Raw genomic sequence first — 14,146 nt, forward strand, 5'->3', positions numbered from 1 at the left:
ATTGCTAAAGCGTCAGCGAGCGTTGGCTTGTTGTAATTGAGTCGGTGTGTAACGGTTTTCCACTTGGGCGATCTGGGTGAGCAGCGCCGGTACGTCGAGAATCAACGCCACGGCGCCACTGCCCAGGATGGTCGAGCCGCTGATGCCGCGAAGGGCACCGAACAGCTTGCCCAGCGGCTTGATCACGGTCTGGAATTCACCCAGCAAGTCATCCACCACCAACCCAGCCTTGAGTTCGGCGTAGCGCACCACCACCACGTTCTGCCGGCGCGCGGCCGGGCCTTCGTGGCTGAAGTGATCGCGCAGGTAGACCAGCGGCAGCACCTCGCCGCGCAGGTCGAGGTAGCCTTGTTCGCGGCTGGCGAACCCGTCGTCTTCGCTCAGCTCGATGCATTCCTGGACCATGTCCAGCGGAATGACATAGGTCGACTGACCGATGCCCACCAGAAAACCATTGATGATCGCCAGGGTCAGCGGCAGGCGGATGCGCACCACGGTGCCCTTGCCGGGCTGGCTGTCCAGGTCGACGGTGCCGCGCAGCAGGGTGATGTTGCGCTTGACCACGTCCATGCCCACGCCACGCCCGGAAAGGTTGGTCACGGCCTGGGCGGTGGAGAAACCGGGTTCGAAGATCAGGTTGTAGATTTCCTGGTCGGTCGGGTTCGCGCCGGGTGTCACCAGGCCACGTTCCTGGGCTTTTTCCAGGATCCGGTCGCGGTTCAGGCCGGCGCCGTCGTCGGCGATCTCCAGCACAATGCTGCCCGAGTCGTGATAGGCGTTGAGGTGCAGGTGCCCCTTGGCCGGTTTGCCGGCCGCCAACCGGGCCTCGGCGGTTTCAATGCCGTGGTCCATGGCGTTGCGCAGCAAGTGCATGAGCGGGTCGCCGATTTTTTCCACCACGGTCTTGTCCAGCTCGGTCTCTGCGCCGCTGATGATCAGGTCGATGTCCTTGCCCAGTTCCTGGCTGACATCGCGCACCACCCGACGGAAGCGGTTGAAGGTTTCGCCGATGGGGATCATGCGCAGGCGCAGGGCACCGTCGAGGATTTCCTCCACCAGTGACGACACCGTCGAGGTGGATTCCTGCAACGGATCGTTGTTGCAGGTGCGGGCCAGCAGGCTGGTGCCGGCGCTGGCGATGACCAGTTCGCCCACCAGGTTGATCAGTTCGTCGAGCTTGTCGGCATTGACCCGCACATAGGTGCCGTCCTTGGCCTTGCTGTCGCTGGTCACCGCCTGTTTGTCGCTGGCGATCTGGGCGGGCATGCGCGGCGTCTTGCGCTGGTCGGACAACAACTCGCCGGTGGCGACCAACGCGGTGCTTTCCTCGGCCGGTTCCGGCGACGTGGTCACCAGGCCGGTGTTGGCCGGGGGCGCGATGTCGTCATCCAGGGCCACGATCTCGATCACGCAGTCTTCGCGGACGAAATCGAACACTTCGTTGATCGCCCCGTGGCTGGCGGTCGAGCGAAACTCGATGTCGAAGCCCAGGTAGCAGGATTCGGCGTCCCAGGTATCGGCGGCGGGCAGGGCGTCGGTCAGGGTGGTGAGGTCGACGATGTCACCCAGGGTTTGCAGATAGCGCAGGAACGACAGCGGGTCCATGCCGTTGCGGAACACGTCCTGGCTGAAGCGCAGGGAGATGTGCCAGAGGCGCGTTTCGCCGGGTTCGCGGGTGTTGGTTTCAGGGGCTGGCGTCGGGGTCGCAGCGGGCGAGGGCGCTTGGTACTCCTGCAGGATCTGGCACAGTTCCACTTCCCGTTGCAGGGCCGGTGGCGTCAGCGCTCCGCCCTGGTTGGCGGCCACGTTGATCAGTTCCAGCATGTGATCGCTGGACTTGAGCAGCACCGCGATCAGGCCGGCGTCCACTTCGACGCTGCCGTTGCGCAGGCGATCGAGCACGTCTTCGACGATGTGGGTGAAGCTGACGATCGGTTCCAGGCCGAACAGCCCGGCCGAGCCCTTGATCGTGTGCGCCGCCCGGAAGATCGCGCCAATGGCGTCATCGTCACCGGGGTCGGTTTCCAGTTGCAGCAGCGACTCTTCCATCGCCTCCAACTGTTCCCGTGCCTCGACGATGAAGGTCTGTTGTGCCTGATCGAGATTGATGCTCACGCTCATATCCTTTGTCGTGTCCGACGTATTGCAACGGCCCTAGGCAACCAGGTTGCACAGGGCAAGTGTTTCCGTAACGGCTTTGCTTTGGCCGGTCAATGTCAGTTGGGTGCCGGCCCTGGCGGCCTCGCGCTGTACCATCAGCAGCAGTTGCAGGCCGGCGCCGTCCATTTCGGTGATCTGCGACAGATCAAGGGCCATCCGCGGTGTTGCGCCCAGGTGCGGCAACCATTGCGCGGCCAGGTCGGCGGCGGTGTAGATCGTCAGCTCGCCGTCGATGTGCACCTGGGCGGTGTCATCGTGTGTCTCGTATTGCAACGGCATGGGAGCCTCCGGCGATCAAGGAAGAATCAGCTTGGATACCGCCGCCAGCATCTGTGCAGGCTGGAATGGCTTGACCACCCAGGCCTTGGCTCCGGCGGCCTGGCCTTCCTGTTTCTTCGATTCCTGGGATTCGGTGGTGAGCATGATGATCGGCGTGAACTTGTAGCTGGCCAGCTTCTTGACCTCCTTGACGAAGGTGATGCCGTCCATGTTGGGCATGTTCACGTCACTGATGATCAGGTGCACTTTCTGGCCATTGAGCTTGCCCAGTGCATCCTTGCCATCGCTGGCTTCGATCACGTCATAGCCGGCACTTTTCAGCGCGATGCCGACCACCTGCCGAACGCTCGCGGAGTCGTCGACAACCAATACACTTTTAGCCATGAACGGCGCTCCTAAAAGAAGGTAATTTCCTGTGAAGTCTGTTGCGCGCTCGAGTCGCCGTGGTGATTGCGGCGTTGCTCGTCGGTGGCGTAAGTGGTTTCCATGCGCGCCAGCCATTGGCGGGCGTCGATGGAAACGGCCTGTTCGGGCGACTGACCGGCCTGCTGCAGGTGCACATGCAGGTCCTCGATGTTGTCGCGCACGTGGCTGAGGATCTGGCTGACCCGATCCTGGAATTGCAGGCTGACCAGCACCTCGGTGAGTTCATCGCGGATGCCGAAGCTTTCCCGCTGCAGCATGTCGGCCGAGTCGGCCAAGCGGCCGGTGACACTCTTGAAGCGCTCCAGCACCTGCTGGATGCTTTGCTCGGAGGCAGTGACCGAATGGCTGTCCTGGTCCGCGCCGCTGGACGCGGCATGCACCAGTTGGGTGATGGCGCTGTTGATGATGTCGACCTTGGCCGACATCTGCTGGCCGGTCTCGCTGGACTTGCTCGAGAGACTGCGCACGGCGTCGGCCACCACGGCAAACCCACGCCCGGCTTCGCCGGCACGGGCGGCTTCGATGGCGGCGTTGAGGGCCAGCAGGTTGGTCTGCGCGGCAATCGCCGCGACGTCGGCGGCCATGGTCCGCAGCTCGCCGGTATAGGCCGTCAGGTTACGCACCTGGGCCAGGGTTTCGTCGCGGCTGGCCTGGGTGGCCTTCAGCGAATCGATGACCTTGACCAGTTCACCTTCGCTCTGGGCCAACACCTGCAGGGCACCGCCGCTGCTTTTGCCGGCCAGTTCACCGGCGGCCAGTTGCGAGGCTTGCACGGTGTCTTCCAGGCGCGAGGAAATGCCGGTGAAGCGGTTGGTCAGCGAGACGATTGCGGTTTCGGTCTGCTGCCGGGAGCTTTCGACTTGCTTGGCCCAGATCGGCATGGCACCGAGGATGACTTCGTTGAGTTGCTTGCGGGTGTTATGGGCCGGGTGCTCGGTGGCTTGCTGGTCGTGGCGGGCCATGGCGGCGGCGAGGGCGCTGTCGAACTGCTGGCGTTGCGAACGCGCCCCCCATACGCCAGCGCCGACGCCAATGGCCAAAAGGGCAATGCCCAGAATGATGTTCTGTACACTTGGACCGTTGAGCAGCACGACGCCAACGGCTGCAACAAAAGCGACGAGCACTGTGTTCCAGAGGATGCGCGGTGGTTGGGCGAAGGAATGACCGTGTGGGTACGACGTCATGGTTCGGTCCTTGAACAGAGTTTCTAACAGGTTATTTGCGAATAACTGGTTATCTGCGACCTCTACTCGGACTTTAAGACCGGCTGTCCGATGCCGGTATTACTGTAGGCATTGGCCTACACGGTGCGTGGCACTGTGCTACTTCAGACTAGACGCAGTCTGTGAAATGTCGAATGCACCCGACGAAGGTATAAGCCACGATCTAGAACCCCTGTGGCGAGGGGATTTAGCGAAACGTCGCACCGCCCCGCTGGGCTGCGAAGCGGCCCCAAGATCGGTGCATATAATCGGCCTATGGAGCGAGGTGTGGGCTTTTAGGGCCGCTTCGCAGCCCAGCGGGGATAAATCCCCTCGCCACAAGAGCGGTCCGCGCTGATTCTTCTGAAACAGATGATTGGATTGCGCTAAATTACCGGCACCCGGATTTTCGAACCTGCCATCAGAGCCCTCATGCCCACCCAGCCCCTCTGGAAAACCTATCTCCTGTTCCTGGCCCCCATGGTCCTGTCCAACTTCCTGCAGTCCATGTCTGGCACGCTCAACAGCATCTACATCGGCCAGATGCTCGGCACCCAGGCCTTGGCGGCGGTGTCGGGCATGTTTCCCATCGTGTTTTTCTTTATCGCATTGGTGATCGGCCTCGGCGCGGGGGCGGGGGTATTGATTGGCCAGGCCTACGGCGCCGGAGAAACCGGCACGGTGAAGGCGATTGCCGGTTCGACGTTGTTGTTGGGGGCAATCATTGGCCTGGTGGCGGCGGTGCTGGGCAGTGTCTTTGCGCGCCAGGCGTTGCAGGGGCTTGGCACGCCGGCCGATGTGCTGGAGGACGCCGTTTCCTATGCCCGGGTCATGATGTGGATCCTGCCAATGTTGCTGGTATTTGTGCTGTTTACCCAACTGCTGCGCGGGGTGAGCGATACGGTGTCGCCGATGTTGGCGCTGCTGGTGTCCACCAGTGTCGGGCTGCTGCTCACGCCCGCGTTGATCCGTGGCTGGTTGGGGTTGCCGCAGATGGGCATCCAGAGCGCGGCATGGGCGGGGCTGGTGGGGACGACGTCAGCGATGCTGATGCTGGCGTGGCGCCTGAGCCGCCGCGAGCATGCCCTGGCGCCGGACCGTGCATTGTTCGCGGCGATGCGCCTGGACAAGGACATCCTCGGCAAAGTGCTGCGCATCGGCTTGCCCACCGGGTTGCAGATGGTGGTGATCTCGTTGTCCGAGTTGGTGATCCTGACGCTGGTCAATAGCCACGGTTCCCAGGCCACGGCGGCCTATGGCGCGGTGACGCAGATCGTCAACTACGTGCAGTTTCCGGCGCTGTCGATTGCCATCACCGCCTCGATCCTCGGTGCCCAGGCCATCGGTGCCGGACGCCTGGAGCGCCTGGGGCCGATCCTGCGCACGGGGCTGTTGATCAACCTCTGGCTTACCGGTGGGCTGGTGGTCCTGGGCTATCTGTTGTCCCACTGGCTACTGGGGCTGTTCATCACCGACCCGGCGGCACGGGTCCAGGCCGAGCACCTGCTGCACATCATGCTCTGGAGCCTGCTGGTGTTCGGCTTCCAGGCGATCGTCGGCGGCATCATGCGCGCCAGCGGCACGGTGCTGGTGCCGGTCGCCATCTCGATCTTCTGCATCGTCGCCGTGCAAGTGCCGGCGGCGTATCTGCTGGACGCACATTTCGGGCTGCAAGGGGTGTGGATGGCGTTCCCGGTGGCTTACCTGAGCATGTTGGTGTTGCAGACGCTGTATTACAAATTGGTCTGGCAGCATCAGCCGATTGAGCGGTTGGTGTAGATCAGAGCTTTCTGACACAACACAAATCCCCTTTGGGTCAGCAGTGGGTCAGCCTGTGGGAGCAAAGCTTGCTCGCGATGACCTCATCACATACAACGCCCCTGTTGGCTTTAAAACCGCTATCGCGAGCAAGCTTTGCTCCCACAGACTCAACCACCGAGGATCCGATGCCTGCCAGTCCCCCCAACCCCATTGCCTACCGCGCCTTCCTGTTCGACATGGACGGCACATTGCTCAATTCCATCGCCGCCGCCGAGCGGATCTGGACGCGCTGGGCCCTGCGCCACGGCGTTGACGTGGCGACGTTCCTGCCGACGATCCATGGCGTGCGCGCCATCGACACCATCGCTCGCCAGCACCTGCCAGGGGTGGATGCCCAGGCCGAAGCCGAGCAGATTACCCGCGAGGAAATCGAAGATGTCGAAGGGGTGGTCCAGGTGCCCGGTGCGCAGGCCTTTCTGAACAGCCTGCCGCCAGAGCGCTGGGCAATCGTCACCTCCGCGCCCATGGCATTGGCCTTGCGTCGTATGGAAGCGGCGGGGATCCCGCGTCCCGGGGTGATGGTCACCGCCGAAGACGTCAGCGACGGCAAGCCCAACCCCGCCTGCTATCGCCTGGCCGCCGAGCGCCTGCAAGTGACGCCGCAGGAGTGCCTGGTGTTTGAAGATGCCGAGGCGGGCATCCGGGCAGGCGAGGCCGCCGAGGCGGATGTGCTGGTGGTAACGGCGACGCATACGCACCCAGTGGTCACCCTTCATCCGCAGATCAAGGATTACCTTGGGCTAGGCATTGAGGTGGATGAAGCCGGCCTGATGCGGATTCAGTAACCACACGATCCCCTAATCACAATCCCCTGTGGGAGCGCGCCTGTGGGAGCAAAGCTTGCTCGCGATAGCGTCGTCACAGACAACACCTCTGTTGGCTTTAAAACCGCTATCGCGAGCAAGCTTTGCTCCCACATTGGATCTACGGTGGTCTTCGAACCGGTCAGGTCACCACGCGATAGCACGGCACATACGCCGCGCCGCCCGGCAGTTTCATGCGGTGCTGGGCGACGAAGGCCTGGAGCAGGCGGTCGAGGGGTTCCATGATGGCGGCGTCGCCGTGGATCTCGTATGGGCCGTGTTCTTCGATCAGGCGGATGCCCTTGTCCTTGACGTTACCGGCCACGATCCCCGAGAACGCCCGGCGCAGGTTGGCGGCCAGTTCGTGGGCGGGCAGGTCGCGGCTCAGGCCCAGGCTGGCCATGTTGGCGTGGGTCGGGTCGAACGGGCGCTGGAAGCCCTCGTCGATCTTCAGCAGCCAGTTGAAGTGGAAGGCGTCGTTGCGCTCGCGGCGGAACTGCTTGACCTCCTTGAGCCCCTGGGTCATCTGCCGCGCCACTTCGGCCGGGTCGTCGATGATGATCTGATAGTGCTGTTGCGCCGCCGGGCCCAGGGTTGCGCCGACAAACGCATGCAACTGGTCAAGGTACGGCGCGGCGCTTTTCGGCCCGGTGAGGACCACCGGGAACGGCAGGTCCTGGTTGGCCGGGTGCATCAGGATGCCGAGCAGGTAGAGGAACTCTTCCGCCGTACCAGCGCCGCCCGGGAAGATGATGATGCCGTGACCGACACGCACGAAGGCTTCCAGGCGTTTCTCGATGTCCGGCAGGATCACCAGCTCATTGACGATCGGGTTCGGCGCCTCGGCGGCGATGATGCCCGGTTCCGTCAGGCCCAGGTAGCGACCGCCATGGATGCGCTGCTTGGCGTGGGCAATGGTGGCGCCTTTCATCGGGCCTTTCATCACGCCCGGGCCGCAACCGGTGCAGATGTCCAGGCTGCGCAGGCCCAGTTCGTGGCCGACCTTCTTGGTGTATTTGTATTCTTCGGTGTTGATCGAGTGACCGCCCCAGCACACGACGATTTTCGGCTCCACGCCAGGGCGCAGGGTGCGGGCGTTGCGCAGCAGGTGGAACACGTAGTCGCTGATGCCCTGGGACGAGCTGAGGTCGATGCGCTGGCTGTCCAGCTCGTTCTCGGTGTAGACGATGTCGCGCAGGGCACTGAAGAGCATTTCCCGGGTGCTGGCGATCATTTCGCCGTCGACGAAGGCATCGGCCGGCGCGTTCAGCAGCTCCAGGCGCACGCCCCGGTCCTGCTGGTGAATACGGATCTCGAAGTCCTTGTAGGCTTCCAGGATGGTCTTGGCGTTATCAACATGGGCGCCGGTGTTGAGGATGGCCAGGGCGCATTGGCGGAAGAGGGTATAGATGCTGCCGGAACCGGCTTCGCTCAGTTGCTGGACTTCGCGCTGGGACAAGGTCTCCAGGCTGCCCTTGGGGCTTACCGAGGCATTGATTACATGTCTTTGAGTCATTCAGCTTTCCTTGAAAACGATGCCATGCACACAACGACGGCATCTTGAAAAAAAACGTCCACGCAGAAAGATCGCACGATCCTTGCGCTATCGCCATGGACTTTGATCCGGACCCGGCGAGTCGGTAGCGCTACAAAATGAGCCCCAGCATAGCTAATTCGACCGGGCAGGCGATAATGCGTGACTCTTTTAATGCCGTACAAGGAAATTGCGCCGCGATGTTCGAGATCAAACCGTGGGATGGCGACACCTACCGCAAGCAGACCCGCCGCAGCACCCTGATCATCGCGGTGGTGTTCCTGGCCCTGGCGATGTTGCTGTCCAGCCTGGCCGTGATGCTGCTGGGGACGCCTGGAGGCGATAACTTTCGTTTCAATCTCGGCGGGGTGATTGTCGCGGTGTTGGCGATGGCTGTGCTGATGCGCCAGTATTTCTGGTCGCAGCCGTGGATGGCCGCCGCCGTGTACGGCTGGCAGCTCAAGCGCAGCCTGATGAAAATCACCAACGTGATGCACCAGGTGACAGCCGGTGTGCAGGCCCAGGACCCCACCGCCATGAAGCTGCTGCGCTTCTATCACCTGGGGTTGGCCCAGATGCATCAGCTGGACGCCAACTCCAGCGCCCAGGGCTCCCTGGCGCGAGAGGCCGACGCGCACCTGGCGAAGATGCAGGCACTGGGCCTGGACACCGAACAGTCGCGCCTGGAGCCGAGCTGGATCGAGACGGTGAAGCAGGCCTACAGCGCGGGCTGATCGGGGTCCGCACTTCTAATCCTCGCCGCCGCTGACTTTCCAATGCTTGGCATCCGCTGGGAAAACCACTTGCTCGACCCGATGGGCAATGCCGAAAGCCAGGGAGTTTTCCGCCGGAATCACCCGCTCTTCGGCGCACAGGCATTTGAAGATATCCAGCTGCGTCGCCGCACCAGCGGTTTCCTTGACGTAGATTTCCACGTAGCGCGCCACGTCGTTGTCCAGGCTGGACAGGTACTCGCGCAAGCGTGAGTGGTCCACGGATTTCTGGCCGAAGTACCAGTTCATCGGGTGGATCAGAAAACGCGAATGTGGGGTGGTGGTGCGGTCGCTGGCGGCCAGGTACATGACGATGCCCATGGACTCGATGTTGCCGGCGTTCACCGCACGCACCGGTACCGCAAGGGACTTGATGAAGGTGTAGAGCGTGAAACCGAAGTTGGTACTGCCACCGACTGTGGAGAGATTGAGCATCAGCGAGTCGGCGCCTTTCTCAATGGCTTCCAGGCAGTTGTCGCGAAAGCGTTCCGTGGTGCCCTGATCGATCTGGCAATGAAAATGGACAATGTGTTCGGACATCTGAAACTCCTGTCGATTTCACCCTTTTGAAAACCTGCGCAGTGGTCGTGCCGTAAAGTTGGGAGTCCGGTGCTCTGCGGATGTTCCGCCTTCCTGGCTCGCTGCGGGTGAATCGCGTTAAACCGATTGCTCCTGTTCGCACGCCTCGGCGGCTTGCGTCATGCGCTGCAAGAAGAGCGTCAGCCCGGCTTCTTCTTCGCTGAGGCCTTTGCGGGCTCGGGGTTTGGGCAATGCCTTCAGGGCGCCGAGCAGAAAACCTTCCACCACCGCAGGGTGGATGTAGCATTTACGACAGACGGTGGGCGTGTTGCCCAGCTGGCGGGCGACGTGCCTGACCATCTCGGCGACGTGTCTTTTGGCCTCGCTCTCGGTTTCCCAGCGCAGCGTCCGCAACCCGGCCAGAGCGGCTGCGCTGCCGGCCCAGGTGCGGTAGTCCTTGGCGGTGAAGTCGGCGCCGGTGAGGGTCTTGAGGTAGGCGTTGATGTCCGAAGAACTGATGGCGTGGCGCTCGCCGTCTTCGTCCAGGTACTGGAACAGGTTCTGTCCGGGGATCTCCTGGCAGCGCTTGATGATCCGCGCCAGGCGCCGGTCCTTCACGGTGATCTGGTGCTCGATGCCGCTCTTGCCGCGGAACTGGAAGGCGATGGCGCTGCCGTTGACCTCGACATGTTTGTCGCGCAGGGTCGTCAGGCCGTAGGAGCGATTGTCCCGGGCGTATTGACTGTTGCCGACGCGGATCAGGGTCACGTCCAGCAGGGTGATGACGGTGGCCATGACTTTGTCGCGGCTGAAGCCGGGCGTGGCGAGGATGGCTTCCAGGCGCTTGCGCAAGCGCGGCAGGGCCCGTCCGAATTCCAGCATCCGCGAATACTTGTCCGCATCGCGCACCTCACGCCAGCGCGTATGGTAGCGGTACTGCTTGCGCCCACGGGCATCGCGCCCGGTGGCCTGGAGATGGCCGCGCGGGTCGGTGCAGATCCAGACATCGGTGTAGGCCGGTGGCACCGCCAGGGCATTGATGCGCTGGATCTCGGCCGCGTCGGTGATGCGCTGGCCCTGCGGGTCGAAATAACAGAATTGGCCCCGCTGCTTTTTGCGGGTGATGCCCGGAGCCGTGTCATCGACATAATGCAGGTCGGCCGGCAGTGCATCCGGCGGCAGGGTGTCGGGCATGAAAAGAGTCCTTGGCAACGAATCCGGTGGCCTGTGAATTCATTGACCGCAGGCTGTTCGGGTCGTGCCAAGATTCTGATGTTGCCGCCGAACCCGTGGGAGCAAACCAGCAGGAGCAAACCAGCAAGAGCAAACCAGCAGGAGCAAACCTGTGGGAGCAAACCAGCAGGAGCAAACCAGCAAGAGCAAACCAGCAGGAGCAAACCTGTGGGAGCAAACCAGCAGGAGCAAACCAGCAGGAGCAAACCAGCAGGAGCAAACCAGCAGGAGCAAACCAGCAGGAGCAAACCAGCAGGAGCAAACCAGCAGGAGCAAACCTGAGGGAACAAACCTGAGGGAACAAACCTGTGGGAGCAAGGCTTGCCCGCGATAGCATCACCTCAGTCTATCAGCTACACCGAGGTGCTTGCATCGCGGGCAAGCCTTGCTCCCACAGCTCCCACAGCTCCCAAGCTCCCAAGCTCCCACAGTGTGATCCGCTGGTATGGACCCTACGCCAACACCGCCACCGCCTTGATCTGCGCCCACAACACCTGCCCCGGATGCAGCTTGAGCTGATCGCGCGAATAGCGGGTGATGCGCGCCAGCAGCGGGGTGCCGGCGGCTTCCAGGCGGATCAGCACATGGGCGGCGTTGTCGGCGGCCTGTTCGCTGACCACGGTGACCGGCAGGCGATTGAGGATGCTGGTCTGGGCATCGTTCGCCAGGCTGAGGCTGACGTCCCGGGCCTGGACCTTGAAACGCAGCGGCTGGCCGAGGGCCAGGGAGGTGTGGGCCACGCGTACGTTCAGTTGACTGTCGGGCAGATTCAGGGTCAGCAATTGATAAGCCGGGTCATAACCACTGACCTTGCCCTCGATCACCACTCCAGCGTCATCCCCCAGGGCCAAGGGCAGGTCGAGCCGGGCCAGGGTTTCGCCGATCGGCCCACTGGCCAGCGCGCGGCCGCCGTCGAGCAGCACGATGTGATCGGCCAGGCGCGCCACTTCGTCCTGGGAATGGCTGACATACAGCACCGGAATGTCCAGTTCATCGTGGAGCCGTTGCAGGTACGGCAGGATTTCGTTTTTGCGCCGGGTATCGAGGGCCGCCAGCGGCTCATCCATCAGCAGCAGTTGCGGGCTAGTGAGCAAGGCGCGGGCGATGCCCACTCGCTGGCGTTCGCCGCCGGACAGGTTGTGCGGCTGCCGATCGAGCAAGTGCCCGATGCCCAGCAGTTCGGTCGCCTGTTGCATGTCCACCCGCCGTTGTGCCGGCGCGATGCGCTTGATGCCGAACGCCAGGTTGGCCCGCACCGACAGATGGGCGAACAGGCTCGCCTCCTGGAACACATACCCCACCGACCGTTTATGGGGCGGCACGAACACACCGTGCTCGCTGTCTTGCCAGACTTGGCCATTGACCTCGATAAACCCCCGGGCCGGCCGCTCCAACCCGGCAATGCAGCGCAGGCAGGTGGTTTTGCCGGAACCGGAAGGCCCGTACAAGGCGGTCACGCCACGGCCGGGCAATTGCACATCCAGGTCCAGGGAAAAAGCCCCGTGGTCGAGCTGAAAACGCGCGTGAATCATCGATCAGCTCCAACCTGCACGGGTTCGGCGGCTGGAATACAGCGCCAGCAGCACCAGGAATGAAAACACCAGCATCGCCGCGGCCAGCCAATGGGCCTGGGCGTATTCCAAGGCTTCGACATGGTCGTAGATCTGCACCGACACCACCCGGGTTTTCTCCGGAATGTTGCCGCCAATCATCAGCACCACGCCGAATTCGCCGACGGTGTGGGCAAAGCCGAGAATCGCCGCCGTGATAAAACCGGGGCGGGCCAGGGGCAGGATGACGCTGAAAAACGTATCCCAGGGCCCGGCCCGCAGGGTGGCGGCGACTTCCAGCGGGCGACTGCCGATGGCGGCAAAGGCGTTCTGCAACGGCTGCACCACAAACGGCATGGAATAGATCACCGAGCCGATCACCAGCCCGGTGAAGCTGAAGGTGAGGGTGCCTAGCCCGAGGGCTTGGGTGACCTGGCCGATCCAGCCGTTCGGCCCCAACGCCAGCAACAGGTAGAAGCCGATCACCGTGGGCGGCAGCACCAACGGCAGCGCCACCACCGCACCCACCGGCCCGCGCAGCCAGGAGCGGGTGCGCGACAGCCACAAGGCGATGGGCGTGCCGATGAGCAGCAGGATCACGGTGGTCAATGACGCCAGTTTCAGGGTCAGCCAGATGGCGGCATAGTCGGCGCTGGTCAGGGGCATTTAGCGTTGGTAACCGTAGGTTTGGATGATGGCGGCGGCTTTCGGGCCCTTGAGGTAATCCACCAGGGCCGCGGCAGCGGGGTTGTCCCGGCCTTTGTTGAGGATCACCGCGTCCTGTTTGATCGGGTCGTGCAGTTCGGCCGGGACGATCCATGCCGAGCCGCCCGTCACTTTGCCGTCCTTGTACACCTGGGACAAGGCGACGAAGCCGAGTTCGGCATTACCGGTGGAGACGAACTGATAGGCCTGGGTGATGTTCTGGCCTTCGACGAGCTTGCTTTTCACCTGCGCGCTCAAGCCGAGCTTGTCCAGCACCTGGGTCGCGGCCAGGCCATAGGGTGCGGCTTTCGGGTTGGCGATGGACAGGTGCTGGAAGTCGTTGTGCTTGAGGACCTGCCCCGTGCCATCGACATAAGCCTCTTTGGCCGACCACAGCGCCAGGGTGCCGACTGCGTAGGTGAAACGCGAGCCCTTGACGGTGTCGCCTTCGCTTTCGAGTCTGGCCGGGGTGGTGTCGTCGGCGGCGAGGAAGACTTCGAATGGCGCGCCGTTCTTGATCTGAGTGTAGAACTGCCCGGTGGCGCCGTATGCCGTTATCAGTTTATGCCCGGTGTCTTTTTCGAAATCGGCGGCGATGGCCTGGATCGGCGCGGTGAAATTGGCAGCGACCGCCACTTGCACCTCAGCGGCCTGGACGGCACCAACGGTGAAGAGCGTGGTCAGCAGCAACGGCGCGAAGCGGGTGGGGCGCATAGGTGAGGCTCCGTAGGGTCAGGTTCGCTATATACCAGAATATATAGCGAATGACCGACAAACGGAACGCGGCATTTTGCCTGGGGAGTGAGGTTGCAGGGGCTGGCCCCATCGCGAGCAAGCTCACTCCCACACGGGACCTGAGGTGGCAGCAAGATTCATGTTCACCACAGAACCCTGTGGGAGCCAAGCTTGCTCGCGATGACGGTGGGTCAGCTTGCATCCATTTTGAATGTACTACCGCTATCGCGAGCAAGCTCGGCTCCCACAGGTCCAGTGGTGTACCCGGATGTGCCGGTTGTCCCCAATCCCCTGTGGGAGCGAGCCTGCTCGCGATGGCGTTCGATCAGCTTGCATCCATTTTGAATGTACTACCGCTATCGCGAGCAAGCTCCGCCCCCACAGGTCCGGTGGTGTGCCTGGATGT

The 14,146-nt window shown here is 62.8% G+C and carries 14 protein-coding genes; 4 read left to right on the forward strand and 10 right to left on the reverse strand.

Going from position 1 to position 14,146, the window contains the following annotated elements; genetic code table 11:
- Positions 1–12 precede the first annotated feature (12 nt).
- The 4 genes from B0E42_RS28930 to B0E42_RS28945 are packed head-to-tail and all read right to left on the reverse strand — an operon-like array spanning position 13 to position 4,049.
- Positions 13–2,115 (reverse strand): chemotaxis protein CheA, encoded by a 2,103-nt coding sequence (locus tag B0E42_RS28930; protein ID WP_077508767.1) that lies wholly within the window; start codon positions 2,113–2,115, stop codon positions 13–15.
- Between the two features lie 39 nt (positions 2,116–2,154).
- Positions 2,155–2,439 carry a lipid asymmetry maintenance protein MlaB gene (locus B0E42_RS28935; RefSeq protein ID WP_018606018.1) on the reverse strand — a complete coding sequence of 95 codons (285 nt, stop codon included), beginning with the start codon at positions 2,437–2,439 and terminating at the stop codon, positions 2,155–2,157.
- 15 nt (positions 2,440–2,454) lie between these two features.
- Complete coding sequence (locus tag B0E42_RS28940) at positions 2,455–2,823, reverse strand: response regulator (protein WP_003203044.1); 369 nt, start codon at positions 2,821–2,823, stop codon at positions 2,455–2,457.
- 11 nt (positions 2,824–2,834) lie between these two features.
- Positions 2,835–4,049 carry a methyl-accepting chemotaxis protein gene (locus B0E42_RS28945; protein WP_077508757.1) on the reverse strand — a complete coding sequence of 405 codons (1,215 nt, stop codon included), beginning with the start codon at positions 4,047–4,049 and terminating at the stop codon, positions 2,835–2,837.
- Between the two features lie 450 nt (positions 4,050–4,499).
- Between B0E42_RS28945 and B0E42_RS28950 the strand changes: the two genes are divergently transcribed.
- Positions 4,500–5,846 (forward strand): MATE family efflux transporter, encoded by a 1,347-nt coding sequence (locus tag B0E42_RS28950; protein WP_077508759.1) that lies wholly within the window; start codon positions 4,500–4,502, stop codon positions 5,844–5,846.
- 167 nt (positions 5,847–6,013) lie between these two features.
- The gene (locus tag B0E42_RS28955) at positions 6,014–6,673 is read left to right on the forward strand and encodes an HAD family hydrolase (RefSeq protein WP_053189492.1); all 660 of its coding nucleotides are present in this window, start codon (positions 6,014–6,016) and stop codon (positions 6,671–6,673) included.
- A gap of 160 nt (positions 6,674–6,833) precedes the next feature.
- Here B0E42_RS28955 and ppnN read toward each other — a convergent pair whose 3' ends face one another.
- A complete protein-coding gene (ppnN, locus tag B0E42_RS28960; RefSeq protein WP_018606010.1) occupies positions 6,834–8,207 on the reverse strand; it encodes a nucleotide 5'-monophosphate nucleosidase PpnN in 1,374 nt (457 codons plus the stop codon).
- A 218-nt stretch (positions 8,208–8,425) separates the two neighbouring features.
- On the opposite strand from ppnN, the gene B0E42_RS28965 reads away from it, so the two are divergent.
- On the forward strand, positions 8,426–8,959 hold the full coding sequence (locus B0E42_RS28965; protein ID WP_018606008.1) for a DUF3087 family protein: 534 nt from the start codon (positions 8,426–8,428) through the stop codon (positions 8,957–8,959).
- 15 nt (positions 8,960–8,974) lie between these two features.
- Here B0E42_RS28965 and B0E42_RS28970 read toward each other — a convergent pair whose 3' ends face one another.
- Both B0E42_RS28970 and B0E42_RS28975 read right to left on the reverse strand, forming a co-directional pair.
- On the reverse strand, positions 8,975–9,538 hold the full coding sequence (locus tag B0E42_RS28970) for an ATP-dependent Clp protease proteolytic subunit (RefSeq protein ID WP_053180358.1): 564 nt from the start codon (positions 9,536–9,538) through the stop codon (positions 8,975–8,977).
- A gap of 117 nt (positions 9,539–9,655) precedes the next feature.
- Positions 9,656–10,711: a DNA topoisomerase IB gene (locus B0E42_RS28975; protein WP_077508761.1), complete on the reverse strand. Its 1,056-nt coding sequence runs from the start codon at positions 10,709–10,711 to the stop codon at positions 9,656–9,658.
- Between the two features lie 11 nt (positions 10,712–10,722).
- Between B0E42_RS28975 and B0E42_RS30990 the strand changes: the two genes are divergently transcribed.
- On the forward strand, positions 10,723–11,046 hold the full coding sequence (locus B0E42_RS30990) for a hypothetical protein (RefSeq protein ID WP_139353245.1): 324 nt from the start codon (positions 10,723–10,725) through the stop codon (positions 11,044–11,046).
- A gap of 156 nt (positions 11,047–11,202) precedes the next feature.
- On the opposite strand, the gene modC is transcribed toward B0E42_RS30990, so the two are convergent.
- Genes modC through modA form a run of 3 tightly spaced genes read right to left on the reverse strand, consistent with a single transcriptional unit; the run spans position 11,203 to position 13,719 of the window.
- Positions 11,203–12,282, reverse strand: a complete 1,080-nt coding sequence (gene modC, locus B0E42_RS28980; RefSeq protein ID WP_077508763.1) for a molybdenum ABC transporter ATP-binding protein — start codon at positions 12,280–12,282, stop codon at positions 11,203–11,205.
- 3 nt (positions 12,283–12,285) lie between these two features.
- Positions 12,286–12,966 carry a molybdate ABC transporter permease subunit gene (gene modB, locus B0E42_RS28985; RefSeq protein ID WP_053189184.1) on the reverse strand — a complete coding sequence of 227 codons (681 nt, stop codon included), beginning with the start codon at positions 12,964–12,966 and terminating at the stop codon, positions 12,286–12,288.
- Entirely contained in the window at positions 12,967–13,719 is a 753-nt protein-coding gene (modA, locus tag B0E42_RS28990; RefSeq protein ID WP_077508765.1) for a molybdate ABC transporter substrate-binding protein, read from the reverse strand.
- Positions 13,720–14,146 lie beyond the last annotated feature (427 nt).

Source organism: Pseudomonas sp. A25(2017), from assembly GCF_002001065.1.
Classification (GTDB): Bacteria; Pseudomonadota; Gammaproteobacteria; order Pseudomonadales; family Pseudomonadaceae; genus Aquipseudomonas; species Aquipseudomonas kilonensis.

What these genes read in the sequence shown, in the direction of transcription:
- B0E42_RS28935 (WP_018606018.1), bottom strand. Translation starts at nt 2,439, where the DNA reads ATGCCGTTGCAATACGAGACACACGATGACACCGCCCAGGTGCACATC.
- B0E42_RS28940 (WP_003203044.1), bottom strand. Translation starts at nt 2,823, where the DNA reads ATGGCTAAAAGTGTATTGGTTGTCGACGACTCCGCGAGCGTTCGGCAG.
- B0E42_RS28945 (WP_077508757.1), bottom strand. Translation starts at nt 4,049, where the DNA reads ATGACGTCGTACCCACACGGTCATTCCTTCGCCCAACCACCGCGCATC.
- B0E42_RS28950 (WP_077508759.1), top strand. Translation starts at nt 4,500, where the DNA reads ATGCCCACCCAGCCCCTCTGGAAAACCTATCTCCTGTTCCTGGCCCCC.
- B0E42_RS28955 (WP_053189492.1), top strand. Translation starts at nt 6,014, where the DNA reads ATGCCTGCCAGTCCCCCCAACCCCATTGCCTACCGCGCCTTCCTGTTC.
- ppnN (WP_018606010.1), bottom strand. Translation starts at nt 8,207, where the DNA reads ATGACTCAAAGACATGTAATCAATGCCTCGGTAAGCCCCAAGGGCAGC.
- B0E42_RS28965 (WP_018606008.1), top strand. Translation starts at nt 8,426, where the DNA reads ATGTTCGAGATCAAACCGTGGGATGGCGACACCTACCGCAAGCAGACC.
- B0E42_RS28970 (WP_053180358.1), bottom strand. Translation starts at nt 9,538, where the DNA reads ATGTCCGAACACATTGTCCATTTTCATTGCCAGATCGATCAGGGCACC.
- B0E42_RS28975 (WP_077508761.1), bottom strand. Translation starts at nt 10,711, where the DNA reads ATGCCCGACACCCTGCCGCCGGATGCACTGCCGGCCGACCTGCATTAT.
- modC (WP_077508763.1), bottom strand. Translation starts at nt 12,282, where the DNA reads ATGATTCACGCGCGTTTTCAGCTCGACCACGGGGCTTTTTCCCTGGAC.
- modB (WP_053189184.1), bottom strand. Translation starts at nt 12,966, where the DNA reads ATGCCCCTGACCAGCGCCGACTATGCCGCCATCTGGCTGACCCTGAAA.
- modA (WP_077508765.1), bottom strand. Translation starts at nt 13,719, where the DNA reads ATGCGCCCCACCCGCTTCGCGCCGTTGCTGCTGACCACGCTCTTCACC.